Origin of the sequence: Paraburkholderia caribensis (assembly GCF_002902945.1) — a bacterium.
In the GTDB taxonomy this organism is placed as follows: domain Bacteria; phylum Pseudomonadota; class Gammaproteobacteria; order Burkholderiales; family Burkholderiaceae; genus Paraburkholderia; species Paraburkholderia caribensis.
Genome location: NZ_CP026102.1, coordinates 955,231 through 980,183, shown reverse-complemented (window position 1 = coordinate 980,183; position 24,953 = coordinate 955,231). Strand labels below are relative to the sequence as shown.

The window sequence follows — 24,953 nt, the reverse complement described above, 5'->3', positions numbered from 1 at the left end:
GCGGACTCCCGTCATCGCGCGCGGCCGTAACGGTCAAAAAGCTGAAGCATCAGGCACGCGTAGACCGTCACGGCAAGGAAGAGTCCCATGCGCACCGCGAACGCGGTGTAGACGTCCTTGCCTGCCACGCTATCCTGCACTGACTGGCCGAGCAGGATGATCATCGTGACGAGCCCGTTCAGCCAGAAACCCGGCGAGTAGCGTGTCGGGCTGATGCGATAAAGTTTGCGTCCTACCAGCAGACCGAACAGCAGCATCCACAGAAAGAACATCCACAAGTGCACGAAGAGCCTGAGTGCAAACCAGCATGCGATTGCGAGCAAGCCACCCAGCAGCGTCGAACCGATGAGTTCGCGCGCCGCACTGCGCGCCGTGGTGGTGCAACTCTGCCGCCCCAGGCTGACCGACTTCATGATGATGGGCATGTAGCTCGCCGGATCGGTCATCGCGAGCAGGTACGCAGGCATGACCACGAGCACGGCGCGCAGCGCGATACGTACGGCCTGTTCGTTGGGCAATGCCTTCCTGGCGGGCGCGGGCTGCGTGCTCGCGGGTTCGGGAAACAGACCATGAACGAGGGCCGCCATCAGCACGGCAAGCAGAAGCCCCTTCACGAGTGCGCCGACTACCGTCATGGCTAGCTGGAAGTCGGCTGTGCCCGCTGCGGAGACCATCGTCAGTCCCGCCACCAGAAACGTAGCAACCAGATTGTTCCCGCCGCGTAGTCCATATCCAAAGGCAAGAAAGAGCATCAGCCCGATGATCAGCACGCCCGCGAACGCGTAATACCGAAGTAACGGCACCACCAGCAGGCCGCTGCCCGTAGTCAATGCGACGACCAATGCGAAAGCCAGTCCTGCCCTGAGCGACAGCGGCCGGTTCTGCGTCGCGAGCAGAAAGACGGCAAACACGGGCGCGACCACGGGAATCGGCAGATCCAGCGCGAAACTGATCGTGAGGCAGAGCGCCGTCCCTGTCGCAACACGCAGCGCACGACGACTGGGCACCTCGAGCGTGTTTTCCATGGACGTCGTCAATAAAGGTACGAGACCCAGCTCATCGCGCGCAGAAACACGCGCCCAAGCGGATTGAGGGGATTGCCCTGACCCGGAAATGCCATCACTTCAGCCTGCCCGCCGACCCGAAGGTTGCGAAGACGCGCGCGCTCGTCCCGCTCGAACTCGACGATCACCGGAAAGCGCTGCGCGGGGCGCAGCCAGTCGCGGCTGTTCTGCACCGTAGGCAGACTGCCGGGCGGCGTGCTTTGCCCCACGCTCACGCCATAGCCGATACTGCGAATCCGTCCTTCGAAAACTTCGCCCGGCAGTGCGTCCAGCGCGATCGCCACAGGCGTGCCCGGCCGCAGGTGGCCCAGATTGTTCTCGGTCATGTCCGCACTGACCCAGACGTCGCGAATCGCGATCAGCGTCATCACCGCACTGCCGGCCGCCGCGAACTGGCCGACCTCGGCACGCAGATCGGTAACGACGCCGCCTGAGCGAGCCGTTACCCGCGTGTGTGCCAGATCGAGTTCGGCCTTTTGCACGGCGGCGGCCGCGCTGCGCAATTGCGCGTTCTCCGTGTCCTGACCGCCCTGCTGCTCGCGTGCGCGCTGCACCTCGGCGCGCGCGGCCGACACCTGGCTTTGGGCCTGCTCGTGGGTCGCTCGCGCCACCTCCAGGCGCCGCAGCGAGATCGTGCCCTCGTCTTCGCGATACAGTCGTTCGAGCCGCTCGCTGTCCTGTCGCGCCTTGACCTCGTTTGCGATGGCGGCACGCAGCGATGCCAACGCCGAATCGATGCCCGCCGTGCTGGCGCCAATCTGACGGCGCGTGGACTCGAGGTCGGCGCGCGCGCGGTCGGCTGCAATCCGGTATTGCTCGCTATCGATTTCGAACAGCACGTCACCCGCGTTGACCTCCTGGTTGTTATGCACGAGGACGCGCGTCACCCGTCCCGATACTTCCGCGGCCACGGGCACCACATACGCCTGCACGCGCGCCTGTTGCGTATAAGGGGTAAAGCGGTCGGCGAGCAGATACCAGATCAGGCTCACGACGATCAGGCCGACCACCCACTTCACGGCCCTCCCGGAGCGATCGGCGCCGGGCGGCGCTGTGGGTGCCGGTGCGGCATTGGAGGGTTCGGGCGTGTCGCTCATCGGGACGAACCTGCGGACGGAATCGCTGCCGCCGACGGCGCGTCCGGCTCGTTGAGCAAGTCGCCCCAGTCGGTGCGCTGCTGCATCTGCGCGCGGGTCGCGGAATCGACGAGAGGCTGCTCCGTGTACCAGCCTCCGCCAAGCGCCTTGTACAGCGCGATCAGACTGCCTGCGGCATTGCTGCGGTTCACGATATAGGCGTCCTGCTGGGCAAACAGGGCGCGCTGCGCATCGAGTACGCGCTGGAAGTCCGAATAGCCTTCGCGGTAGATCGTATTGGCGAGCTTCAGGGAGCGACGCGCCGCGCCTTGCGCGTCGTTCAGGATGCGGTCCCGCTGCAACCCGGCGATCAGCGCCGTCGCGGCGTCATCGGCCTCGCGCGCCGCTTCGCGCACGATGTTCTGATAGCCGACCGTCAACTGTTGCAGCCGGGCATCCTGGACGCGCACGTTGTTGATGATCCTGCCATGATCGAACACGTTCCACGTGACGCTCGGGCCGGCTACGACCGCCAGCGTGTTCGGCGATCCCGTGAGCGAACTCGCGCTCCAGACCAGCGAGCCCACCAGCGACACGGACGGATACAGGTCGGCTTTTGCCACGCCGATGAGCGCCGATTGCGCGGCCATCTGATACTCGGCAGCGCGAACGTCGGGCCGGCGCAATAGCAGATCGGCCGGAACGTCCTGCAGCACGGCATGGTCCACTAGCGGCACCACGCCCGCCTTGCCTGGCTGCATGTCGAGTTCCGGCAACGGACCGGGCGGCCGGCCCAGCAGCACGGACAGCGCGTGACGCGACAGCACGGCCTGGCTTTCGAGCTCCGGGATGCTGCTCAACGTGCCCAGATACTGCGTCTTCGCCTGCTGCAGGTCCAGTTCATCCGTCTCCCCGCTCTTGAAAAGCTTTTGCGCGATCTCGTAACTGCGCTTTTGCAACTGGGCGTTCTCACGCGCGATGTGCAGCCGCGCCTCGGCGGTGCGCAGCGTGAAATACGTATCGGCGACCTGTGCGTGCAACAGGACCAGGGCGGCATCGCGATTGGCTTGCGCGGCAAAGAAGGCGGCGTCGGCCGACTCGATGGCCCGGCTGAAACGCCCCCAGAAGTCCAGCTCCCATCCGACGCTGAAGCCCGCGCCGTACTGCCAGTAACCACCCGAGCGCGGATTGAATCCATCCGAGCGTTTGCGCGCCGAATACAGCACGTCGGCGTTGACTTGCTGCACCTGAGGGTAGCGCCCCGCGAGCGCGACGCCGAGTTGCGCGCGAGCTTCGACCACGCGCAGGCCGGCAATTTTCAGGTCGCCATTGTTTGCGTCGGCTTCGGCAATCAGACGTTCCAGATTCCCGTCGTCGAATATCTGCCACCACTGCCGCACGTCAGGCTGCGCCGCCTGCTGCGTGACCTGCTCGATCGACGTGCTGCTCCAGTGTTCGCTCCAGCTTTCATGCTGCGGATGAAAGTCCGGCCCCACGCGCATGCATCCGCTCAGGCAAGCTGCCGCATGCAGTGCCGCCATTCCGTATGCGCGGGTCGAAGGCGACACGGCGCGGTTCCGGCAACTCAACGCTGCTGCTTCTGGCACTGCTGGGGATCCTGCTGATCTTTTACCCATCGCCAGAACAGCTGATAGCCCACCGCGAGCATCACAGGACCGATGAACAGGCCGATGACACCGCCCGTCACCATGCCGCCGAGCGCGCCTATCAGCACCACGGGCATCGGTACGGCGACCCCGCGCCCGAGCAGCAGCGGCTTGAGCACGTTGTCGGCGAGGCCCGCGATGAACACATACACCGAGAAGACGATGGTCGCCGTGCTCACACCTTTCGTAACAATCACGAAGACGATCACGGGAACGGTAATCAGTGTGGCGGGCAACTGCATGATGCCGATCAGCAGAACGGCGAGCGAGAGCAGACCCGCGCCTGGAATGCCCATGACGATAAACGCGATGCCGATCAGCAGCATCTGGATGAACGCGATACCGACCACGCCCTGCGCAACTGCGCGTACCGTCGACGTGCATAGATCGGCAATCTGCGAACCGTTCTCAGGTCCTGAGATGCGTGAGGCGATCAGTACTGCGCTGCGGTGTCCTTTCTCGCCATGCGCCATGAAGATGCCCGCCACGATCAGCGCGACGAAAAATATCAGCAGGCCCGCTCCGAGACCGGTGACCGTGCCCAGCAAAGCGAGGCCGGCTTCCTTGAGTTGCGGTGCGAATCGCTGCGCAAGACCCGTGAGGTCAGTCGAGGCCTGCGCCCAGAAGTCATACACGCGCTGGCCGACCAGAGGCCAACTCGCGACCGATTCGGCAGGCGGCGGAATGCGGAAACTGCCGCTCCTGAATATCGCCATTGCGTGCTCGATCGAGCCAGCGACGGCGACGCCCAGCAGATACGTCGGCACGAGGATGACGCCGAACGCAACGAGGATGATCAGGCTGGCGATCAGGCCGTTCTTGTTGGCGAACCGGTTTCCGAGCCGCGCCTGAATCGGATAGAGCGTGATCGCGAGGATCAGTGCCCATACCATCAGGTCGAGGAACGGGGCAAAGATCCGGAAACAGAACATCGCGAGAACCGCGATCAATCCAGCACGGATCAGTACATCGAGCATCTCTCTGGACAACACCTTTTGGGTAGTTGGCGTGGTCAGCATCGATCGTCTCCTCGCAGGTCGTCGAGAAGGTATCCCGACGGCAAACCCGGTTTGCCCGCATGGCCGCAACCGGCCAGGGCTCGTCATGCTCTCTCGCAAGCGCGCCGCCGGAACTCGGGAGATACGAGGAACTGTCCGTCGGCTGCGCACCGCTTCCAGTTGAGGTCGGGCACTCGGGGGACCCCTCATGGGAGACGTGCAGCCGCTACAAGGAGATGTTGTCGACGTCCTCGTCAATCTGAGTCTAGGGCACCCTCAAAAAAGGACAATAAATCGCCTCGATTTGCGCGCAAAGTCCAGCATTAGCTGTCCGCTGAAATGTACTGGCTAGACGGCTATACGCCATTTGCGCCGCCGCTTTTCTGTCAGTCAATTCAATGAAATCAAAACGGCGGTCTGGTTCACGTCAAGATAGACGGCTGCCAGTATTCGCCACTCAATACTTGATGTCGCGGGCCGTCTGCCGTCCTTGCTGCTTGGTGTGCCGCTTGTCCTGGCGGCATTGCGAATTGCTTTTCTGATCCGCGGCGCGACAGTCCTGCTTGGTGTGACGGCTCCCCTGACGTGTATCCTGGCGAACGTCGCGCCCGGCCCGGCGTTGTTGCGCCTGCTCCGTCGCCCAGGACATTCCCGAAGACGCCGCCAGAAACATCGCAGCTAGCAGGGCAGTAAAGCAACGGTTCCATTCCCGCATGATGTGATCTCCCGTAGATGGGTCGAAAACCTGCATCCACCCTTTCGCTGACACCGCATCGCAACACGCCGCGCGCCCGGATCTGCATGAGCGTGTCGCCGTCCGCTGCGAAGACTTTCGTCTGGAGAAGGACGAGAAAGCCCGCCAACACCATTGCGACATAGTGTGCGAAGTGCTTCATCGCCGGTTCCCTGACCGCCGCGGGCAAGCATTCTCCCGACGGTTGTCGTGGCTTGCCTGCGCTGCATGAATGGAGCTTTCAGCCTATACATGCCCAATGAAATGTTGTATTGGACTTTGGTCCAACGACAAACCGCGCGATGGCCGAGCGGATCATTGCGCGCCTCGCAGAACCGCCCAGATGAGGGTCACGACAGGGAGACGGTAGAGCCGCGCGAATGTTTGAGCTGGAAAAGATCCCGGCAATACCGGCTCTATTAATGCACCTGTTCGCACGAGGCGCTACTGCCAGCGTTGATCTGCACAACGTCTATACTCGGCATACGAGGCAAGCCTATTGACTCAACGCGATTGCGACGAATTTGCGAGCCATCGGCTTGATGCAGGCAAGAACAACAAGGAGCGCCTCCCATGTCAAACGAACGCGTGCCCTTGCTCGACCCCATCGACAGAGTGTCCGAGATCGTCTTTGGTGTACTGATGGCGCTCTCGTTTACGGGCGCGCTCAGCGTTGCGACGGCCGGACACCAGGAAGTCCGGACGATGATGTTCACAGCGCTCGGTTGCAATCTCGCCTGGGGGCTCGTGGATGCCGTCATGTACCTGATACGCACGGCCACTGAGCGGCGGCGAAAGAAGATGTTGCTCATGCAGCTTCAGGCGGCACATGACAAAACCCAGACACGCCAGCTGATTGCCGATGCGCTCCCGCAACTTTTCGCAACCGTCGTCCAGCCCGCGACGCTAGACGCGCTGCATCAGGAACTGCTTACGGTGCGCGAGCCGACTATCCGGCTTGGCGGGAAAGACTATGCCGCGGCATTCGGCATCTTCGCTCTGGTGGTCCTGGCGACTTTTCCGGTCGTCGTCCCGTTCATCTTCGTTTCGCAGATCGTGCTGGCGTTGCGCATCTCGAACCTGCTGGCAGTCGTCACGCTGTTCATTGGCGGCTATGCGCTCGGCCGCTACACGAGCGGAAGACCGTGGTTGTCCGGCGTGGCAATGTCTGGAATTGGCGTCGTGCTGCTCGCGATCATCATCGCGCTAGGCGGCTGACTCACGCCCCGCCAACGCCACCGGCGCGCGCCGCGCATCGTCGCGCTCAGCGTATCGGCCCTGCCGCACATGGTCCATTTTCCGATCCGCGAAAATGGTTCCCATCACTTTCAAAATCTGCTAAAGCGCTTTCAAAATGTTTCACTAAATCATTCGAATAAAACTTTTAAGAAAGTGCTCAATGTTTTAGACATGCTGCCGTTAACCAGTCGAGGGAACTTCCTCTCGCGACGGAACTGACATGCAGAGCACTTATCATCTCGGTCTGGTTGTCGTGTCGCTCGCCGTCGCAACACTGGCTTCATTCACGGCGCTCGACCTGGCCGGACGTATTTCCACCATGGCCTCCGCCCGCCTGCGCCATCTTTGGCTCGCGGGCGGCGCGGCAGCAATGGGCACGGGCATCTGGTCGATGCACTTTATCGGGATGCTGGCCTTCTCGCTGCCCATCCCGCTCGGCTACGATTTCGCGATCACCGCCTGCTCGCTGATCATCGCGATGATCGTCTCGTACTTCGCGCTCGTCCAGGTGGCGCGCCCGACGCTCTCCGCCAGGCGCCTCGTCACCGGCGGCCTGCTGATGGGCTTCGGCATCGCGGGCATGCACTACACCGGCATGGCGGCAATGCAGATGCAGCCGGGCATCCACTATCGCCCCGGCCTGTTCACCGCTTCCGTCGTGATTGCGATTGCAGCGTCGATGGCCGCGCTGTGGATCGCCCACACGCTGCGCGATTCGAGCCAGCACGGCGTGCTGCTCAAGCGCATCGGCGCGGCCTGCGTGATGGGCGTCGCGATCACGGGCATGCACTACACAGGCATGGCCGCCGCCGACTTCCTGCCCGGCTCGGTGTGCGGCGCGGCGCGCGGTGTCAACGCGCAGTGGCTCGCGACGACGATTATCCTGTTCACGTTCGTGATTCTGATCGTCACGCTGATCCTGTCGCGCTTCGATGCGCGCACAAGCTTCCTCGCCGGTTCGGTTTCGTCGCTGAACAATCAGATCGTGCGGCTTGCCACCTACGACACGCTCACCGACCTGCCGAACCGCCGCACGCTGAACGAGCGCATCGAGCACGCGATCCACGCATCGAAGCTGAGCCGCCGCGGCTTTGCGATCCTCTTCATGGACCTCGACGGCTTCAAGACGATCAACGATTCGCTCGGCCACGCATTCGGCGACGAAGTGTTGAAATCGTTCGCGCAGCACCTGCGGCAGTGCGTGCGCAACGCCGACACCGTCGCGCGACTCGGCGGCGACGAGTTCGTCGTGCTGGCCGAGAACCTGAGCGCGCCGCGCGACGCGGAACGGATGGCCGAGGCCGTCCTCGAAAGGATGCGCGAAGGCATCAGCACGCAAAGCCAGATGCTGCAGATCATGCCCAGCATCGGCATTGCGCTGTATCCGCAGGACGGCCATTCCGTCGACGAACTGCTGAAGCATGCCGACGCCGCGATGTACGAAGCGAAGCGCGGCGGACGCAGCACCTATCGTTTCTTCGAAGCGCACATGAACGAAGCGGCGATGCGCACGCTGAAGATCCAGGGCGCGCTGCACGAAGCGCTCGGCAAAGGCTATTTCTCGCTGCACTTCCAGCCGAAATTCCGCGGCGACAGCGGCGAGGTCGCGGGCGCGGAAGCCTTGATCCGCCTGAATCACCCCGAGATCGGCGTGCTCGCGCCGATGGATTTCATCCCGATCGCCGAGCGCTCCGGGCAGATCGTGGAGATCGGCTATTGGGTCGTGCGCGAGACCTGCCGCCAGATCCGCCGCTGGGAAAGCGCCGGCCTGCCGTCGATGAAAGTCGCGATCAATCTGTCGCCGCGCCAGATGGCGCAGCCGGATCTGGTCGCAAGGATGCTGGAGATCGTGCGCGCGGAAGGTGTCGATTGCATGCAGATCATGTTCGAGATCACCGAGACGGTCGCCATGCAGGACGCCGCCAAGACGACCGAAATGATCCGCGAGTTCCAGAGCAGCGGCTTCGAAATTTCAATCGACGACTTCGGCACGGGCTATTCGAGCCTCGCCTATCTGCAGCGCTTTCGCGTGAAGCAGCTGAAAATCGACCGCTTCTTCACGAGCGGGCTCGATGCCGACGGCCACGAAGGCAGCGCGATCGTGCAGGCGATCATCGCGCTCGCGCATTCGCTGGAAATGGACGTGGTGGCCGAGGGCGTCGAAACGGCGTCGCAACTCGACAAGCTCAAGGACCTGCAATGCGACGAAATGCAGGGCTTCCTGCTCGGCAAGCCGCTCACGGCCGACGCCTTCAGCGATCTGCTTCAGGAGCGCATGTCGACGGCGTGACGTGAGCCGCCGTCCGGGCCGTCACTGTTCTGCGGCCGATGCGCCGGACTGTTCGGGCGCGAACGTCGCGGGCTCGAAATGCGGGCTTGCCGACGTGAGCGCCGCATCGCGCCGCGTCAGCTTGCCATCCACCGACGCGCCCACATCCATCCGCAGCTGCTGATAGTAGATGTTGCCCGTGATGTGCGCGTTCTCCTGCAACTCGACGAAGTGATCGGCGATGACGTCGCCCGTGATCCTGCCGTTGACGATCACGTCGTAGCCATACACATTGCCCGTGATCGAGCCGCGATTGCTCAGCACCAGCAGCGTCTCGCACCCCGCCTTGCCCGAGACGTTGCCTTTTACGTGGCCATCCATGCGCAGGCCGTCGCTGAATTCGACGTCGCCTGTGATGTATACGTCGTGCGCAATGAGGGTTGCCAGTTTGTTCTGGGAGACGCCGGGTGACTTCTTCTTGCTGAACATATTCGATACCGGGATGAAGTTGAAAATACGCCGCGCCTCAGCGGCGCGAACGGCTTTGGCCCTGGAGAAACAGCACTTGCGCCTGGAGCCTGCGCACTTCGACGGTGAGCGCGTCGGCGGATTTCTGCACGCTCGCGCGCGACGCCGCTTCCTGCTTCAGCGCGAGCTGTGCGCGCGCCAGCGCGTCTTGCAACTCGTCGTGCGCTGCGGGCACGACAGCCGGCGGTGCCGCTGAATCCGCGTATGTCGCATAGCCACGCATCGCCGCCGCCCCTGCCGACACACACGCGATGCAAACCATCGCCCACACGCCGATGCGCATCGGCAGCGAGCGCACGGGCTGCAACACATACGCACGCTGCGTGACGACATGCCCACGGACATGCCCGTGCCCGCGCCGCCCGCCCGAGCGAAGAAAATCAGCCATGAGACGGCCCCATGAAAAGTGCGAGATAGTCGGTTGGATCGACGGGCGCGCCGTTGACGAGCACTTCGAAGTGCAGATGCGGGCCCGTCGAGCGGCCCGTCGAACCCACATCGGCGATATGCTGGCGCGGCAGCACGAGATCGCCCTCCTGCACGACGATCCGCGAAGCATGGCCATAGCGCGTGATCAGGCCGTTGCCGTGGTCGATTTCGACGGCATTGCCGTAGCCGCCCTGCGGTCCCGCGTGAATCACGCGGCCGCCCGCTGCGGCGAGAATCGGCGTGCCCGGCGGCGCCACGAGATCCACGCCCGGGTGAAAGCTCAGGTGATGCGTGAACGGATCGACGCGATTGCCGAACGGCGAGCCGAAGCGCGCGCCGTCGACGGGCATGCGGCCCGGGAACGACGCCCAGTTCGCGACGTGCAGCGTCGCTTCCTGTTCGAGCGCCGACAGCGTGGTGACGAGACAGGCAATGTGCTCGTGAAGCGCAATTGCGTCGCGCGCCGGGTGGCCGAGCAATTCGTCGCAACGGCGCGGCGGCAGCGACGGGCCGCCTTCGGCGCTTTCCGCTGCGGGTTCGCTGGCCTTGTCGTTTGGCTGCCCGGCGGGTTTCCCGGTCGACGGGCCATCATCGTGGTCCGCATCGCGCTTCGGAGCGGCGGGCGCGCCACCCTTCGCCGGCCGCCCAGCCTTCCGCGCCTTCTGCTGCGCGGCGTCGGACACATCGTCGCCCGCGTCGTCGCCGAGCACGTCGCTCGCAGACAGCACAGGCGGCGCGAACACCGGGCGCGGCAAGGTCTTGATCGTCTTCAGACGGGTTTCGAAATCGTGCAGCGTCGCGACCTGCGAGGCGAGCTGCGTCAGACGCGGCTCCATCTGCTCGATCGCCGCATTCAGCTTGCCGAGTTCCGCAATCGTGTAGTCACGCGCGACGCGGCTGTCGCTGGCTTGCGTGGCCGCGTCGCGCTTCGGATGATCGCGCCCGATCACGATCCCCGCCGTCAACGCCAGCGCCGAACTGCAGCAGGCGGCGAGTGTCGCGATGGTCACCGCGGTGTGCCGCGTGACGAAGCGCACCGAGCCGTTCGTCAGGCGCTTGCCGGTTCCCCAGATCAGCGACATCAGCAGCCGCCCCGCGTCCCGGCCGTGACGGCGCACGGCGGCATGCTTGCGAAAGACCAACACGCGGCGCGTGTCGTGGTACGCGCGGCGGGCGGCGCGGTGTTGCGGTGAACCGGCATACGCAGGATGACGAACAGATCTCGTTGATGGGGAAAAACGGTGGCGCGCATTATCACGCCATCCGCCAGGCCCTCATCTCAAATTGGACGACATCGGATTCGTCGCATATCCGCATCAGGTTCAGTGCGCTCGCACCGCCGCATCGATCCGCGAGAGGCGGCGCGTTCGACGTAGACAGAAATCGCAAACCGTCGAACGAATGTCAGACGGCAAGCAGTTTCTGCAAACGCTCGCGCAATGTTTCGCTTGCTTGCGTCATCGGCGCGCGCAAATCGCCTTCTCCTTCGATCAGACCTTGCACGGCAAGCGCCGCCTTCACGGGCGCGGGGTTCGGCTCGGCCGTCAGCGCGCCGATCAACGGCACGAGCGAGTGGAAAAGCGCCCGCCCTTCATCGAGACGCCCCGCCTTCAACGCGCGATCGAGCGCGACGAAACGCTCCGGCCACAGATGCGCCGACGCCGAAATCGCGCCGCTGCCGCCCATGCAGAGCGTGTCGAAGATACGGATCTCGTCGCCGGCGAGCACCTGCAGACGGCCGTCGAGGATCAGCGCGTGCGTGGTGTCGAGCGATCCCGCGCAGTCCTTGATCGCCTGAATGCGCGGGTGCGCGGCAAGCGAAAGCAGCGTCTGCAGTTCGATGCGCACGCCGGTGCGCGCGGGAATGTCGTACATCACGACGGGATGCTCGCTTGCGTCGGCCAGCATCGTGAAGTGTGCGGCGATGCCCGCTTGCGACGGCCGCACATAGTACGGCGCCGAAATCAGCACACCCGCGAGCGGCAATGCGTTCAGACGCGACACGCGCTCACGCACGGCGCGCGGGTTGTTGCCCGACACGCCGGCGATCACCGGCAGCGCGCCGCCTGCCGCGTCGAGCGTGGTCGCGAGCACGGCTTCCTGCTCGCCGGGCTCGAGCGAAGACGGTTCCCCCGTCGTGCCGAGCGCGACCACTCCCGCGACGCCTGCGTCGGCGTAGAGCCCGATCAGGCGGCGCAACGCATCGTGATCGACGGCACCGTTGGCGGCAAACGGCGTGACAAGGGGAATCCAGATACCCGAAAAATTGGACATGACTTTCCTCGAAGGCGACCGTATGGGAACCGTTCAGCGGCGAGGAAGCAGGATCGGAAGCGGGGGGGTGTCGAGGACCGTTGATCGAGGCTGTTCCGTCGCACATCTGACGGAACAGCAGCTCCGGTCAGATGAGCAACTGTTTTTTGGCTTTGGAAGCGGCGCGTGCGGGCACGGCACGCAAAGGCGTACCTGTTTCCACACGATCACGAAGCAATGAGCCGTTTTCCATGTCGGGCAGTGTAACCGCAAAACTGCGCTTGCCGCCGCGCGTTTTCGCCAGCGCAGGGGAAACCAGCCGCTCGGACACATCGGTGCACGAAATTCCTTGACTTCCTCGCCCAGCGAATTAATATACGCATCGCGTATATCTACCCTATCTCCTGACGAAAAGAGAGGCAGCCCATGAGCGTCCCGCAACAAGCATTTCTCCGTGACGCGATGCGGCGTCTGAACCTCACCCGCGACGGCTTCGCGACACGTATCGGCGTGTCGAAGCGTGCGCTCGATACGTGGCTGCTGCCCGACGATTCGCAGGAATCGCGCGCGATGCCGGAAATCGTCGAGCGCTTCGTGTCGGAGATCGTCGTCAACGGCGCGCCCGCTGAAAAACATACGCAGAGCGTAGATTCGCAGTCACTGGCGAGCCAGATGCTGTTCGAAGGCAAGCCGCAACTGCTGTCCGTCGATCAGTTCTCGCGCGACGCCGTCGAAGCGCTGTTCCGCGTCGCCGACATCATGCAGCCCATCGCGCGCCGCCGGAAAATCTCGCGCGTGCTCGAAGGCGCGGTGCTCGGCAATCTGTTCTTCGAGGCCAGCACGCGCACCCGCGTCAGCTTCGGCGCGGCGTTTTGCCGCCTGGGCGGCTCGGTGTGCGACACGACGGGCTTCACGTTTTCGTCGATGGCCAAGGGCGAGTCGATCTACGACACGAGCCGCGTGATGTCCGGCTACGTCGATGCGCTCGTGATCCGCCATCCGGACCAGGGCTCCGTGGCCGAATTCGCGCGCGCCACCAACATTCCCGTGATCAACGGCGGCGACGGCCCCGGCGAGCACCCCAGCCAGGCGCTGCTCGACCTGTACACGATCCAGCGCGAGTTCTCGCGTCTGGGCAAGATCGTCGACGGCGCCCATATCGCGCTGGTCGGCGACCTGAAGTACGGGCGCACCGTGCATTCGCTCGTGAAGCTGCTCGCGCTGTATCGCGGCATCAAGTTCACGCTGATTTCGCCGCCTACGCTGGAAATGCCCGCGTACATCGTCGATCAGATTTCGCGCAACGGTCATGTGGTCGAACAGACGCACGATCTCACCAACGGCCTGCGCGGCGCGGACGTCGTCTATGCGACGCGCATCCAGAAGGAGCGCTTCGCGGATGAATCGTTCGAAGGCTATACGCCCGACTTCCAGATCAACCAGGCGCTCGTCGATACCGTGTGCGGCCAGGACACGCTGATCATGCACCCGCTGCCGCGCGACAGTCGCCCCGGCGCGAACGACCTGAGCACCGACCTGAACCACGATTCGCGCCTCGCGATCTTCCGCCAGACGGACAACGGCATTCCCGTGCGGATGGCAATCTTCGCGGTGCTGCTCGGCGTCGAGAAGCTGGTTCAACACTCGATGCGCGATGCCGCGTGGCGTCCGCCCGCGTATCTCGGGCCCGACGATGCGGTGTTTGATGGTATCGATTGATTGGCTCACAGGCTGAGCCGCTGCTGGCTCATGTAAAACGCGCGTTGAGGTTCGACGCGCGTTTCTGTTTTTGCACCGCGCCCGACGTCGTTCGGCGCATGGCGCCCACGCCATTTCCCCGCCATCTTCGCGCCATCCATCCGTCACCGCTGCGCCACGGCAGATGTGCCACGATCGACACGTGCTTTCAACGCTGCCCAAACACGCCGCAATCTTTGCGTTGCGCGACGCCGGGTGCGGCGTGAAGTCGTTTGAGAAAGCAGTTCGCCGCGCGTGCGGTCGCATTGTGATGTTCTGCACCAGCGGCATCGAAATTGCTCATTGACAAGGCTTGCCATGCACCGGGCGCCCGCTTCGGGTTCGATGCGGCGTGAGCTTGCATCGAACTTCCAGGAGCAAGCAGAACATCATGTCCCACCACAACGACTGCCAGGGTCCGTGCGCGCAACACGATGCGCACGCGTCCCGCCAGGACGAGCATGACGTCTCGCCATCCAGCACTTCACGCCGCCGCTTCCTGCAATCCGCCGCGGCCGCGGCCGCAGTGGGCACCGCACCTTACGCGCAAGCGCAGACACAAACGCCCGCCGCCGCGCAGCCCGTTGCACGCGCAACGGTGCCGCCGCGCGCCGTGACGCTCAACATCAACGGACGCGACTACACGTTGCAACTCGAGCCGCGCGTGACGCTGCTCGACGCGCTGCGCGAATACGCCGGCCTCACGGGCACGAAGAAAGGCTGCGATCGCGGACAGTGCGGCGCCTGCACGGTGCTCGCCAATGGACGCCGCATCAACGCGTGCCTCACGCTCGCCGTGATGCACGAAGGCGAAGCGATCACGACGATCGAAGGACTCGCGAGCAACGGCACGCTGAACCCGGTGCAACGCGCGTTCATCGAACAGGATGCGTTCCAGTGCGGTTACTGTACGCCGGGGCAAATCTGTTCGGCGACGGCCTTGCTCACGGAATTCGACGCCGGCACGGCCAGCACGGTCACCGCAGACGTGCGACGCCGTCCGCCGCAACTGACGGATGAAGAAATCCGCGAGCGCATGAGCGGCAACATCTGTCGCTGCGGCGCGTACGTGAATATCGTCGCGGCCGTGCAGTCCGCGCATCGCGGCACGGTCGGCAGCGGCACCGACTACACGTACTCGACGTTCGTCATCAAGACGAGCGACGTCGCGTAACGGGGAGACCATCATGGATGCCATCTCCTACGAACGCGCCGCCGATATCACCAGTGCCGTGCGCGCCGCGCAGCAGCCGGGCACGATGTTCATCGGCGGCGGCACCAATCTGCTCGATCTGATGAAAGGCGGCGTGACGCGGCCCGTCAGACTCGTCGACATCACGCGCATACAAGGTCTCGATAGCGTATCGACGCTGCCGGACGGCGGCCTGCGCATCGGCGCGCTGGTACGCAATAGCGACGCCGCGAATCATGCGCTGGTGCGCGCGCGTTATCCGCTGCTGTCGCAGGCGCTGCTCGCGGGCGCATCGGCGCAACTGCGCAATATGGCCACGGTGGGCGGCAACCTGATGCAGCGCACGCGCTGCCCGTACTTCTACGACACCGCCTTCACCGCCTGCAACAAGCGCGAGCCAGGCAGCGGCTGCGCCGCGATCAACGGCCACAACAGAACGCATGCGATTCTCGGCGCGAGCACGCAATGCATCGCCGTGAATCCTTCCGACATGAGCGTCGCGCTCGCCGCACTCGATGCGAACGTGCGCGTGAGCGGCCCGCAAGGCGAGCGCGTGATCGCGTTCGGCGAGTTTCACCGGTTGCCGGGCGAGCGCGCCGATCTCGACACCACGCTGCGTCCCGGCGAACTCATCACGTCCGTCGATCTGCCGCCGCCCCTCTTTAGCGAGCACGCGTATTACCTGAAGGTGCGCGACCGCGCGAGCTATGCGTTCGCGCTGGTGTCCGTCGCGGCCGCGCTGCAGATGGACGGCAACCACGTCCGCAGCGCGCGTATCGCGTTGGGCGGCGTCGCGCACAAGCCATGGCGCGCGACGGCAGCCGAGCAGATGATCGCGGGCAAGCCGCTCGATAGCGCCACATTGAAAAACGCCGCCGCCACGGCACTGAACGACGCGAAGCCGCTGCATGACAACGCGTTCAAGGTGCGGCTCGCGCAGAACGCGATCGTGCGCGCGGTGAACCAGGCGGCGGGAGGTGTCGCATGAATACGATGATCGGACATCCGCTCGATCGCACGGACGGCTTGCTGAAGGTGACGGGCGAAGCACGCTACGCGGCCGAGTTTCCCGAAGCGCGTCTGGCGCATGGCGTGCTGGTGACGAGCACGATTGCAAAAGGCGCGATTGCGTCGATCGACACGAGCCGTGCGTCGGCGTTGCCGGGCGTGCTGCTCGTGATGACATACCAGAATGCGCCGCGCCTGCCGAACGGCGGACGGCCCGCGCTCTCGCCGCCGGCGGGACGGCATCTGTCGCTGTTGCAGGACAACCAGGTCCATTACAGCAACGAGCCGATCGCCGTGGTGGTCGCGGATACGCTCGAACATGCAACTGATGCCGCGCGGCAGTTGCGCATCACCTATGCGGCCCAACCGGCGGCGCTCGATTTCGCGCAGGCCAAGTCCAGCGCCCATGCGCCCGACAAGCCGCAAGGCCGTCAGACCGACACCTCGCGCGGCGATTACGACGCGGGGCTGGCGGCGGGCGTGGTGCGCGTCGACGCCGTCTACACGACGCCGATGGAGCATCACAACCCGATGGAGCCGCACGCGACGATGGCCGTATGGGACGGCCCGCAACTGACGCTCTACGATTCGACGCAAGGCGTAACGGGCACGCGCACCTCCGTCGCGAAGACGCTGGGTATGTCGCCCGACGACGTGCGCGTGATCTCGCCGTTCGTCGGCGGCGGCTTTGGCTGCAAGGGCTCGGCGTGGTCGCACGTGGTGCTGTGCGCGATGGCCGCGAAACAGACGGGGCGGCCCGTGCGTCTCGCGCTGGAGCGTCCGCAGATGTTCGGCTCCGTCGGCGGGCGGCCGTTCACCGAGCAGCGCATGGTGATCGCCGCGAAGCGCGACGGCACGTTGACCGCGATGCGGCACGACAGCTTCTCGAACACGTCGGTGATCGAAGACTGGACGGAGACCTGCTGCATGGTCACGCGGATGATGTACGCGGTACCGAACCAGGTGACGACGCATCGTCTCGTGCAGTTGAACGTCGGCACGCCGACCTTCATGCGCGCGCCGGGCGAAACGACGGGTTCATGGGCGCTCGAAACGGCGATGGACGAACTGTCGTATGAGTTGAAGATGGACCCTGTCGCGCTGCGCCTGAAGAACTATGCGGAGAACGACCCGCAGGAAAACCGGCCGTGGTCGAGCAAGGCCTTGCGCCAGTGCTATAGCGTGGGCGCGGAACGTTTTGGGTGGTCGCGTCGCAAGCCGCAGCCGCGTTCGATGCGCGACGGCAACACGCTGATCGGACTTGGGATGGGGACGGCGACGTATCCTGCCAATCGCAGCGAAGCGGCGGCGCTTGCGCGCATTCTGCCGGACGGCACGGCGATGGTGGTTTCCGGCACGCAGGACCTCGGCACGGGCACGTACACGGTGATGACGCAGGTCGCGTCGGACGCGCTCGGCATTGCGCCGGAGAACATCCGCTTTGGTCTCGGTGATTCGTCGCTGCCGAAGGCGCCTGTCTCGGGCGGCTCGCAGTCGGTCGCGAGCGTGTCGCCCGCCGTGCGCGATGCGTGCGATCAGGCGCGCGGCAAGCTGGTGGCAATGGCGCTGGCCGATCGTGGCTCGCCCGTGTTCGGCGTGACGCCGGAAGATGTCGTCGTGCAGAACGGTTGGGTCACGAGCCGTGCCGATCCTTCGAAGCGCGATCCGATAGCCGCGGTTCTTGCGCGCGCCGGCGGGCAGCCGATCGAAGCGACGACCAGCACGAAGCCCGGCGACGAGAAGCAGCGTTACTCGTTTCATTCCTGGGGTGCTGTGTTCGCCGAGGTCCATGTCGATGCAGATCTTGGGTCGATTCGAGTGGCCAGGCTCACCGGCGTTTATAACGTTGGGCGGATGCTCAATGTGAAGACTGCGCGCAGTCAATTGATGGGTGGGCTTGTTTGGGGAATCGGTGCCGCGCTCGAAGAGGCGACGACGCTCGATAAGCAGTATGGGCGTTTTATCAACGCCAATCTTGCTGAGTACCACGTGCCTGTGAATGCGGATGTTGGGGCGCTGGATGTGCTTGTGCTCGATGAGCCTGATCCTTTTATTAATTCGCTTGGGTCTCGGGGGATTGGGGAAATTGGGATTACTGGCGTGGTGGCGGCTATTGGGAATGCGGTTTATCACGCTACCGGCGTGCGGGTCAGGGACTTGCCTATTACGCTTGATAAGGTGGTTATGGTTTGATTTTTTTTTGCCGCGGTGCGCGGGGCTTGGGGGCGGGGTCTGTTTCGGGTTTCGGGTTTCGGGTTTCGGGCTTCGGGCTTCGGGCTTCGGCGTTCGGTGTGTTGGCCTTTGCTTTTGCTGGCATCCGCGATTTGGCTTTGCGCTGGCATCCGCGATTTGTTAGCTCACTTCACGCGTCGCCCCTGTGCGGGGCGGCACCTACTTTTCTTTGCCGCCGCAAAGAAAAGTAGGCAAAAGAAAGCGGCTCACACCGCCAGCCCTTGACGTCTACCCACGGGCCCCCAACGTCCCCATACTTCACGCGGTAGCGCCCAGGTTAATGGCCCGTTGCCAACGCTTCGAATGAATGCCTCACCCGCTTCAAATACCCATGCTCGGGCTTACGGCAGCGAATGGTATGTGCCGCCCAGGTGGCAAACTGTGTGTAGGTTGTCGCGGCGTATAGGGTAGCGCTCTTACCGCGTGGAACGCGTGCCCTATCGGTCCGGAGTGATGCGCGTATGGCGCGAAAGCCGACACACAGTTTGCCACCTAGGCGGCGGAGGACTGGCTGGCGCGGCATGCCGAAACGCGGGTGCTTGAAGTGGGTGAGGCGCTCATTCAGAGCGTTGGCAACGGACGTGGGTCACGTGATCGCCGTTTGAAGTGTAAGAACCTTTTGGGGCCCTCAGGCAAGAATTAGCGCTGGCGGTGTGAGCCGCTTTCTTTTGCCTACTTTTCTTTGCGGCGGCAAAGAAAAGTAGGTGCCGCCCCGCACAGGGGCGACGCGTGAAGCACGCTAGCGAATCGCGGATGCCAGCGCAAAGCCAAACCGCGGATGCCAGCGCAAACGGGCAACAACCACCACCACCACAACTAGCCCCGCAAATGCGCACTAATTCCGCCAGTTAGCCTCATAAAACCGAACATACCCACTACGCAGCACAACACACTGCGCCCGCGTCTCGGACAACAACCGCCGCGTAGCGGCCTCAATCCTCTCGCGATGCGTCGAAAACGCACCCATCATGTCTTCGAGCCGCGGCGACGCCGCGCCAAAGTGATCCTCGAGAGCCTCAGCGGTGATCGTGCATTCCACCCTTTGCCCATCGACCATAGCCGGAAACGCCAGAGTCAGCTCGCGCCCCGAGTACTCAGGGACTTCTTTCGGGAAAATGATCTGCATGGGGAACACCTTGGTCGAACAACACACCGCCGAGGACCGCGCGTGCCCCTGTTCAAGCCTCCGTTATGGATCGCAGCGCGGGCTGTCAACCGCGAATACACGCCTTTATCGCGTGCGCCCGCAGTTGATTCCAACACTGTAGACGACTTCCGGCGCGCCGCAAGTTTTGTTTCGCCACACGCCAGTATGGTGCCGCCATGCACCGCAAACGGCACCAATCGCATGCGCAGGGGCGCCACGCCCCAGGACAATTGCCCGCGTGAAAACCCTCGATAATGCCGCAGCGCAGCGTAACCGCGTGCGTGCCTAGAACTGGGTCGGCAAATGCGGATGATGTTCGGGCCCGACATCGCCGGCAGGATGCTCGGGTGGTGTCTTGCCGGGAAGATCACGGGGCCACAGCGTCAGCATCGTCACGCACCCCGCAATGCCGATCGCAATCGCGATCACACCCACCCATATCTCGTGATTCAGGTAGTACAGCGAACCGTGAATCGACAGTCCAATGCCGCCCAGTGCGATGAAGATCGCAACCGTGGCGAGAACCACTCTCAACTCCAGGCGCACCATGACGTTCTCCTCGAAATGGCGCTGTCCGGGACATAGCTAACCTGGTCCCAGCGGCGGCGTGCGGCGCGAACGCATGCCTGTCTACGATCATTGCACTTCTGTGCCAGAAGGCAAGCGGAACACGCGCCGCGCGTCCTCCTGTAATATGGACCGGCATGAGTCGGCATAGACCGGCGGCCTCCCCGGCTGGCGCAGCCTCACTGCGCAGCTTTCATCAGGCATGCGGTGCTGCAGTGCAAAAGCGACGCGCTCGCTTTCCCTGCGCGGCAGCACGCAGAATGCACAACATCGGAGACATGCAGTGACCCAACGTTCCGTCACGCCGTCCGTCACGGGCCGCGCCGATGTGCTCGCACAGGCGCATGCGCGCTCGCGCGAATTCGGCCTGCGCGCGTCCGAGGCGCCCGACTTCCATCCGCTGCGGCCGCTCGCGCTGCGCGATCTCGTCGACTGCAACCGCTCGCTGTATGCGCACGCCTTGCCTGTGATGGAAACACTGCATGCGCAAATCGTCGATACCGACAGCATGGTGCTCCTCACCGACAGCAACGGCGTGATCCTGCACAGTCTCGGCGACAGCGATTTCGTCGAGAAAGCGGAGCGCGTCGCGCTGCGTCCGGGCGTGTCGTGGGCCGAGGCGCATCGCGGCACGAATGCCGTCGGCACCGCGCTCGCCGAAGGCCAGCCAACCGTCGTGCACGGCGGCGAACATTTTCTGCAGGCCAATCACATCCTGACCTGCTCGTGCGCGCCGATCGCCGATCCATACGGCCGCACCATCGGCGCGCTCGACGTGAGCGGCGACCCGCGCGGCTTCAACAAGCACACGCTGGCGCTGGTGCGCATGTCGGCGCAGATCATCGAAAACCAGCTGTTCGCAAACCAGTTCGGCGATGCCGTGCGCGTGCGTTTTCATGCGCGCAGCGAGTTCATCGGCACGCTGTTCGAAGGGCTGGCCGCGTTCGGCGCCGACGGCGCGCTGCTCGCCGCGAACCGCAGCGCGCTGTTCCAGTTCGGCCGCCCGCTCGACACGCTGCTCGGCCAACCCTTCGAGATGCTGTTCGGCTCGGCCTTCCCAGCCGCGCTCCAGCAGGCGCTGCGCGCGCCGGGAGAATGCCTGACGCTGATGCTGCCAAGCGGCGTGCGCGTACTGGCGCGCGCCGAGTATGCGGCACGCCCCGCGTTTTCCGCCGACTCATCCGGCCCGCGCACGGCCACCTCTTCATCCGTCGCGCCGACGCCGGGCAAGCCGCGCGCAGCCGCCATCACCTTCGCCACGCTCGACACAGGCGACGCACGCATGGCTGCCGTCCTGAGCCGCGTCGAGAAAGTACGCGGCCGCGACATCGCGCTGCTCGTGCTCGGCAAGACGGGCACCGGCAAGGAATGGCTCGCGCGCGCGATGCATGAAGAATCGCCGCGCCGCGCCGCGCCGTTCGTCGCCGTCAATTGCGCGTCGCTGCCGGATACGCTGATCGAAGCGGAACTGTTCGGCTATGAGGACGGCGCCTTCACGGGCGCACGAAAGCGCGGCAACGCCGGCAAGATCGTGCAGGCCGACGGCGGCACGCTGTTTCTCGACGAAATCGGCGACATGCCGCTCGCCCAGCAGGTGCGTCTGATGCGCGTGCTGCAGGAGCGCTGCGTGGTGCCGCTCGGCGGCACGCGTGCCGTGCCCGTCGATGTGCGCATCGTCTGCGCGACGCACCGCAACCTGCGCGCGATGATCGAGGAAGGCACGTTCCGCGAAGACCTGTATTACCGGATCAACGGCCTCGTCGTCACCCTGCCCGCGCTCGCCGAGCGGACAGATCTCCCCGTGCTGGTCGAGCGGATTCTGGCGCGGCTGCGCAACGACGAGCCCGACAGCGAGCGCATGCCCACGCGTGTGTCGGCGGAAGTGCTCGCGTGCTTCGCGCGATGCCGCTGGCCGGGGAATCTGCGCCAGCTGGCCAACGTGCTGCGCACGGCGGGCATCATGGCCGAAGGCGCCGCAGAAATCGACGTCGAGCATCTGCCCGACGATTTCCTCCACGACTGCGAGCCAGCAAGCGACGAGCCGTTGCGCGCGCTGCCTGCCGCCGTCGAGCCGTCCGCGCCGTCGCGGCCCGCGAGCATGGAAGAGTTGCAGGCGACGCTGATCGAACAGGCGCTCGCGCGCAACGACGGCAACATCTCGGCGGCCGCGCGCGAGCTCGGCCTCGCGCGCAACACGGTCTACCGCTACATGCGCATCCGCACGTCGCACTGAACACCCATTGCGCTCTCCTGCACGCAGCGCGCCGCCCCGCGCTGCGTTAAGCTTCGTCCTGACCCCACGAATCCCGACTCCGGTCGCGCATCGACGGATGGCCTCACGGCACGAACTCAAACGTTATCGCATGAACCTCGCCGACGAACTCGACAGCGCCGCGCTGTACGAAACGCTGTCGCGCGTCGAAAAAGATCCGCAGCGCCGCACGCTGTTCGCGCAGCTCGCGAGCGCGGAGCGCGTGCACGCGAACCTCTGGGCGAACAAGCTGCACGCGAACGGCGCGCGCGTGCCGCCGCACCGCTACAGCATCAAGACGCATCTGATGCGCGGCCTGATTCACACGCTGGGGCCGAAATTCGTCTTGCCGTCGCTTGCCGCCGCCGAATATGCGGACCGCGACAAGTACGCGAACCAGCCCGACGCCGCGCAGCTATCGAAGGACGAGCAGCACCACGCCGCCGTCATGCAACAGATGGTCGCCGACGTCAAAGGTCAACAAGCGCTGCCGTCGAAAGGTGCGCAGATCGCGGCCGCCGAGTCGTGGCACAGGAACGTGACGTCGGGCAACGATCTGCGCGCCGCCGTGCTCGGCGCGAACGACGGCCTGGTGTCGAATTTCTGTCTGATCATGGGCGTCGCGGGCGCGGGCTCGGGCAACAAGGCGATCCTGCTGACGGCGCTGGCCGGGCTGATTGCCGGCGCGTGCTCGATGGCGCTCGGCGAATGGTTGTCGGTGACGAATGCGCGCGAACTCGCGCGCACGCAGATCGCCAAAGAGGCCGACGAAATCGAGCACACGCCCGAGGCCGAGCAGCACGAACTGGCGCTGATCTTCCAGTCGAAGGGAATCGACGCCGACGAAGCGAAGCGCGTCGCCGCGCAGGTCATGCGCGACAAGCAGAATGCGCTCGACACGCTGACGCGCGAGGAACTCGGCCTCGATCCGGCGGAACTGGGCGGCAATCCGTGGACGGCGGCGGGCGTGTCGTTCTGTCTGTTCTCGCTGGGCGCGATTTTTCCGGCGATGCCCTTTCTGTGGACGCACGGCACGCCGGCCATCGCGCAGTGCGTCGCGTTGAGCGCGTTAGGGCTCGCCGCTGTCGGCGTCTTCACGTCGCTCTTCAACGGACGCGGCGCCGCGTTCTCCGCCTTCCGTCAGATCGTGATCGGATTGATCGCGGCCGCCTTCACGTTCGGCGTCGGGCGCCTGCTGGGCGTATCCATCTCGTGAACGCGATGTCCAGCGAAGAACCGTCCGGCAGCGCGCCGCTGCATGAATCGAATGAGGAACGGACCTTCACGGTGCGCGTCGAGCCGCTCGGCCGCACGTTCGATGCGCCCGAATCGCTCTCCGTTCTCGAAGCCGCGGGTTTCGCGAATCTGCATCTGCCGCGCATGTGCCGCAACGGCACATGCCGGACCTGCCTGTGCAGGCTGGAATCGGGCAGCGTGCGCTACACGGTCGAATGGCCCGGCGTCAGCGCCGAAGAAAAGGCGCAGGGCTATATCCTGCCGTGCGTGGCCGTCGCGCAAAGCGATCTGGTGTTAGACGCGCCCGACGCCGCCGATATCCCCTCCGCGCCCGCTACGCCGCCCGTCAGGCGCTTCTAGTGGATCAGCGCTAGTTGATGGGTGCGAAGCGCGGCACGGTCTGCCCGTCGTGCTCGATCATCTCGAAGAATACCTGCGCTGGCCGCGTCCAGATGGTGCCGTTGTCGGCGCGATAGACGATCATCGTGACGCTCGGGTCCGATTCGAGGGTCGCCTCGCAGATGAACTCGTAAATGCCGCCCTTGTAGTGTCGATAGCGTACGGTCACAGTCGTTTCCTCACAGATGCATGATTGGACAAAGCAGCGCGCGGCACGTCGCCGCCCGCGTCAGCTCGCGCCCTCTTTCATCTGCTTCAGGTGCTTATAGACTGTTGCACGCCCCATGCCAAGCACGTTCGCGACATAGTTCGCCGAACTTTTGCCGCGAAACGCGCCTTCCGCGTAGAGCGCTTCGACGAGTTCGCGCCGGTGCTCGCGCGTGAGCCCGTTCAGACCGATCTGCCGCTCTCGCAGCCATCCATGCAGAAACGTGTTGATACGCTCCTGCCAGTCGTCGCGGAACAGTTCTTCCGGCTGCGCGACGACACCCGCGCCCTTGATGAACAGATCGAGCGTCGAGCGCACGTCGTCGAACACGGCGATGTTGAAATTGATGCACAGCATGCCCGCCGGCTGGCCGCTGTCGTCGAACAGCACGTTGCTCACGCAGCGCATCCGGCGGCCGTCCCAGTTGAGCTTCTCGTACGGGCCGATCACGCGCTCGCGCGCCGAATGCTCCGTTTCTTCAAGTGCGGAATCGTCGCCGATTTCCCGTTTCGACAGATTGTTCGCGAGATACAGCACGGTCTGATCGTGCAGGTCGTGGATCACGACTTCCGCATACGGGAAGAACAGCGCGGCGATGCCGTCCGCGATGGGCGCATAGCGGGTCAGCAGCAAATCCTTGACGGGGGACGTATTCTTCTTGCGCATCGGCGGGCAGGGGCAGTCTTCGCGGGTATTCATGATGCCGCTGCGGTTGTGACG

At 64.5% G+C, this 24,953-nt stretch carries 24 protein-coding genes; 9 read left to right on the top strand and 15 right to left on the bottom strand.

What is annotated here, in order from left to right; all coding sequences use genetic code 11:
- Nucleotides 1-11: 11 nt before the first annotated feature.
- From C2L66_RS20915 to C2L66_RS20895, 5 genes are all read right to left on the bottom strand, one after another.
- Complete coding sequence (locus C2L66_RS20915; protein ID WP_060603258.1) at nucleotides 12-1,025, bottom strand: DUF2955 domain-containing protein; 1,014 nt, start codon at nucleotides 1,023-1,025, stop codon at nucleotides 12-14.
- An 8-nt stretch (nucleotides 1,026-1,033) separates the two neighbouring features.
- Nucleotides 1,034-2,161 carry an HlyD family secretion protein gene (locus C2L66_RS20910; RefSeq protein ID WP_060603260.1) on the bottom strand — a complete coding sequence of 376 codons (1,128 nt, stop codon included), beginning with the start codon at nucleotides 2,159-2,161 and terminating at the stop codon, nucleotides 1,034-1,036.
- Nucleotides 2,158-3,708 (bottom strand): TolC family protein, encoded by a 1,551-nt coding sequence (locus C2L66_RS20905; protein ID WP_060603262.1) that lies wholly within the window; start codon nucleotides 3,706-3,708, stop codon nucleotides 2,158-2,160. Before C2L66_RS20905 ends, C2L66_RS20910 begins: the two co-directional genes overlap by 4 nt.
- 17 nt (nucleotides 3,709-3,725) lie before the next feature.
- Nucleotides 3,726-4,826 (bottom strand): AI-2E family transporter, encoded by a 1,101-nt coding sequence (locus tag C2L66_RS20900; protein ID WP_054935212.1) that lies wholly within the window; start codon nucleotides 4,824-4,826, stop codon nucleotides 3,726-3,728.
- A 436-nt stretch (nucleotides 4,827-5,262) separates the two neighbouring features.
- A complete protein-coding gene (locus C2L66_RS20895) occupies nucleotides 5,263-5,520 on the bottom strand; it encodes a hypothetical protein (protein ID WP_054935211.1) in 258 nt (85 codons plus the stop codon).
- A gap of 591 nt (nucleotides 5,521-6,111) precedes the next feature.
- Here C2L66_RS20895 and C2L66_RS20890 point away from each other — a divergent pair.
- Both C2L66_RS20890 and C2L66_RS20885 read left to right on the top strand, forming a co-directional pair.
- Complete coding sequence (locus tag C2L66_RS20890; RefSeq protein WP_054935210.1) at nucleotides 6,112-6,756, top strand: VIT1/CCC1 transporter family protein; 645 nt, start codon at nucleotides 6,112-6,114, stop codon at nucleotides 6,754-6,756.
- Between the two features lie 241 nt (nucleotides 6,757-6,997).
- The gene (locus C2L66_RS20885; RefSeq protein WP_060603266.1) at nucleotides 6,998-9,067 is read left to right on the top strand and encodes a putative bifunctional diguanylate cyclase/phosphodiesterase; all 2,070 of its coding nucleotides are present in this window, start codon (nucleotides 6,998-7,000) and stop codon (nucleotides 9,065-9,067) included.
- Between the two features lie 21 nt (nucleotides 9,068-9,088).
- On the opposite strand, the gene C2L66_RS20880 is transcribed toward C2L66_RS20885, so the two are convergent.
- The 5 genes from C2L66_RS20880 to C2L66_RS40730 form a co-directional block, all read right to left on the bottom strand.
- Nucleotides 9,089-9,535, bottom strand: coding sequence for a bactofilin family protein (locus C2L66_RS20880; protein WP_060603267.1), 447 nt, complete (start codon nucleotides 9,533-9,535; stop codon nucleotides 9,089-9,091).
- Nucleotides 9,536-9,572: 37 nt separating this feature from the next.
- Nucleotides 9,573-9,962 (bottom strand): hypothetical protein, encoded by a 390-nt coding sequence (locus C2L66_RS20875; protein ID WP_060603269.1) that lies wholly within the window; start codon nucleotides 9,960-9,962, stop codon nucleotides 9,573-9,575.
- The gene (locus tag C2L66_RS20870) at nucleotides 9,955-11,085 is read right to left on the bottom strand and encodes a peptidoglycan DD-metalloendopeptidase family protein (protein WP_060606820.1); all 1,131 of its coding nucleotides are present in this window, start codon (nucleotides 11,083-11,085) and stop codon (nucleotides 9,955-9,957) included. The genes C2L66_RS20875 and C2L66_RS20870 overlap by 8 nt, the downstream gene beginning before the upstream one ends.
- A 322-nt stretch (nucleotides 11,086-11,407) precedes the next feature.
- A complete protein-coding gene (dapA, locus tag C2L66_RS20865; protein WP_060603273.1) occupies nucleotides 11,408-12,277 on the bottom strand; it encodes a 4-hydroxy-tetrahydrodipicolinate synthase in 870 nt (289 codons plus the stop codon).
- A gap of 127 nt (nucleotides 12,278-12,404) precedes the next feature.
- Complete coding sequence (locus C2L66_RS40730; RefSeq protein WP_148654590.1) at nucleotides 12,405-12,587, bottom strand: hypothetical protein; 183 nt, start codon at nucleotides 12,585-12,587, stop codon at nucleotides 12,405-12,407.
- Nucleotides 12,588-12,682: 95 nt separating this feature from the next.
- Between C2L66_RS40730 and C2L66_RS20860 the strand changes: the two genes are divergently transcribed.
- Nucleotides 12,683-13,975 (top strand): aspartate carbamoyltransferase, encoded by a 1,293-nt coding sequence (locus tag C2L66_RS20860; RefSeq protein WP_060603275.1) that lies wholly within the window; start codon nucleotides 12,683-12,685, stop codon nucleotides 13,973-13,975.
- A gap of 187 nt (nucleotides 13,976-14,162) precedes the next feature.
- Here C2L66_RS20860 and C2L66_RS42155 read toward each other — a convergent pair whose 3' ends face one another.
- Nucleotides 14,163-14,297, bottom strand: coding sequence for a hypothetical protein (locus C2L66_RS42155; protein WP_257722143.1), 135 nt, complete (start codon nucleotides 14,295-14,297; stop codon nucleotides 14,163-14,165).
- An 87-nt stretch (nucleotides 14,298-14,384) separates the two neighbouring features.
- Here C2L66_RS42155 and C2L66_RS20855 point away from each other — a divergent pair, with 87 nt between their 5' ends.
- From C2L66_RS20855 to C2L66_RS20845, 3 genes are read left to right on the top strand one after another with little or no spacing between them, the layout of a single operon-like run.
- Entirely contained in the window at nucleotides 14,385-15,167 is a 783-nt protein-coding gene (locus C2L66_RS20855; protein ID WP_060603278.1) for a 2Fe-2S iron-sulfur cluster-binding protein, read from the top strand.
- Between the two features lie 13 nt (nucleotides 15,168-15,180).
- On the top strand, nucleotides 15,181-16,173 hold the full coding sequence (locus tag C2L66_RS20850; protein WP_060603281.1) for an FAD binding domain-containing protein: 993 nt from the start codon (nucleotides 15,181-15,183) through the stop codon (nucleotides 16,171-16,173).
- On the top strand, nucleotides 16,170-18,386 hold the full coding sequence (locus C2L66_RS20845; protein ID WP_060603284.1) for a xanthine dehydrogenase family protein molybdopterin-binding subunit: 2,217 nt from the start codon (nucleotides 16,170-16,172) through the stop codon (nucleotides 18,384-18,386). Before C2L66_RS20850 ends, C2L66_RS20845 begins: the two co-directional genes overlap by 4 nt.
- 874 nt (nucleotides 18,387-19,260) lie before the next feature.
- Here the strand turns inward: C2L66_RS20845 and C2L66_RS20840 are convergent.
- Nucleotides 19,261-19,551: a DUF1488 family protein gene (locus C2L66_RS20840; protein ID WP_007745759.1), complete on the bottom strand. Its 291-nt coding sequence runs from the start codon at nucleotides 19,549-19,551 to the stop codon at nucleotides 19,261-19,263.
- Nucleotides 19,552-19,857: 306 nt separating this feature from the next.
- Nucleotides 19,858-20,121, bottom strand: a complete 264-nt coding sequence (locus tag C2L66_RS20835; protein ID WP_054935199.1) for a DUF2964 domain-containing protein — start codon at nucleotides 20,119-20,121, stop codon at nucleotides 19,858-19,860.
- Nucleotides 20,122-20,422: 301 nt separating this feature from the next.
- Between C2L66_RS20835 and C2L66_RS20830 the strand changes: the two genes are divergently transcribed.
- The 3 genes from C2L66_RS20830 (at nucleotide 20,423) to C2L66_RS20820 (ending at nucleotide 23,986) form a co-directional block, all read left to right on the top strand.
- Nucleotides 20,423-22,372, top strand: coding sequence for a sigma-54-dependent Fis family transcriptional regulator (locus C2L66_RS20830; RefSeq protein ID WP_060606823.1), 1,950 nt, complete (start codon nucleotides 20,423-20,425; stop codon nucleotides 22,370-22,372).
- A gap of 97 nt (nucleotides 22,373-22,469) precedes the next feature.
- Nucleotides 22,470-23,606, top strand: a complete 1,137-nt coding sequence (locus tag C2L66_RS20825) for a VIT1/CCC1 transporter family protein (protein WP_054935198.1) — start codon at nucleotides 22,470-22,472, stop codon at nucleotides 23,604-23,606.
- A 5-nt stretch (nucleotides 23,607-23,611) separates the two neighbouring features.
- Nucleotides 23,612-23,986 carry a 2Fe-2S iron-sulfur cluster-binding protein gene (locus C2L66_RS20820; RefSeq protein ID WP_054935197.1) on the top strand — a complete coding sequence of 125 codons (375 nt, stop codon included), beginning with the start codon at nucleotides 23,612-23,614 and terminating at the stop codon, nucleotides 23,984-23,986.
- A 10-nt stretch (nucleotides 23,987-23,996) separates the two neighbouring features.
- Here the strand turns inward: C2L66_RS20820 and C2L66_RS20815 are convergent, their stop codons facing one another.
- Together C2L66_RS20815 and C2L66_RS20810 are read right to left on the bottom strand one after the other, a co-directional pair.
- Nucleotides 23,997-24,194, bottom strand: coding sequence for a DUF1653 domain-containing protein (locus C2L66_RS20815; RefSeq protein ID WP_035996524.1), 198 nt, complete (start codon nucleotides 24,192-24,194; stop codon nucleotides 23,997-23,999).
- A gap of 60 nt (nucleotides 24,195-24,254) precedes the next feature.
- Nucleotides 24,255-24,932 carry a helix-turn-helix transcriptional regulator gene (locus C2L66_RS20810; protein WP_063787040.1) on the bottom strand — a complete coding sequence of 226 codons (678 nt, stop codon included), beginning with the start codon at nucleotides 24,930-24,932 and terminating at the stop codon, nucleotides 24,255-24,257.
- Nucleotides 24,933-24,953: the final 21 nt, after the last annotated feature.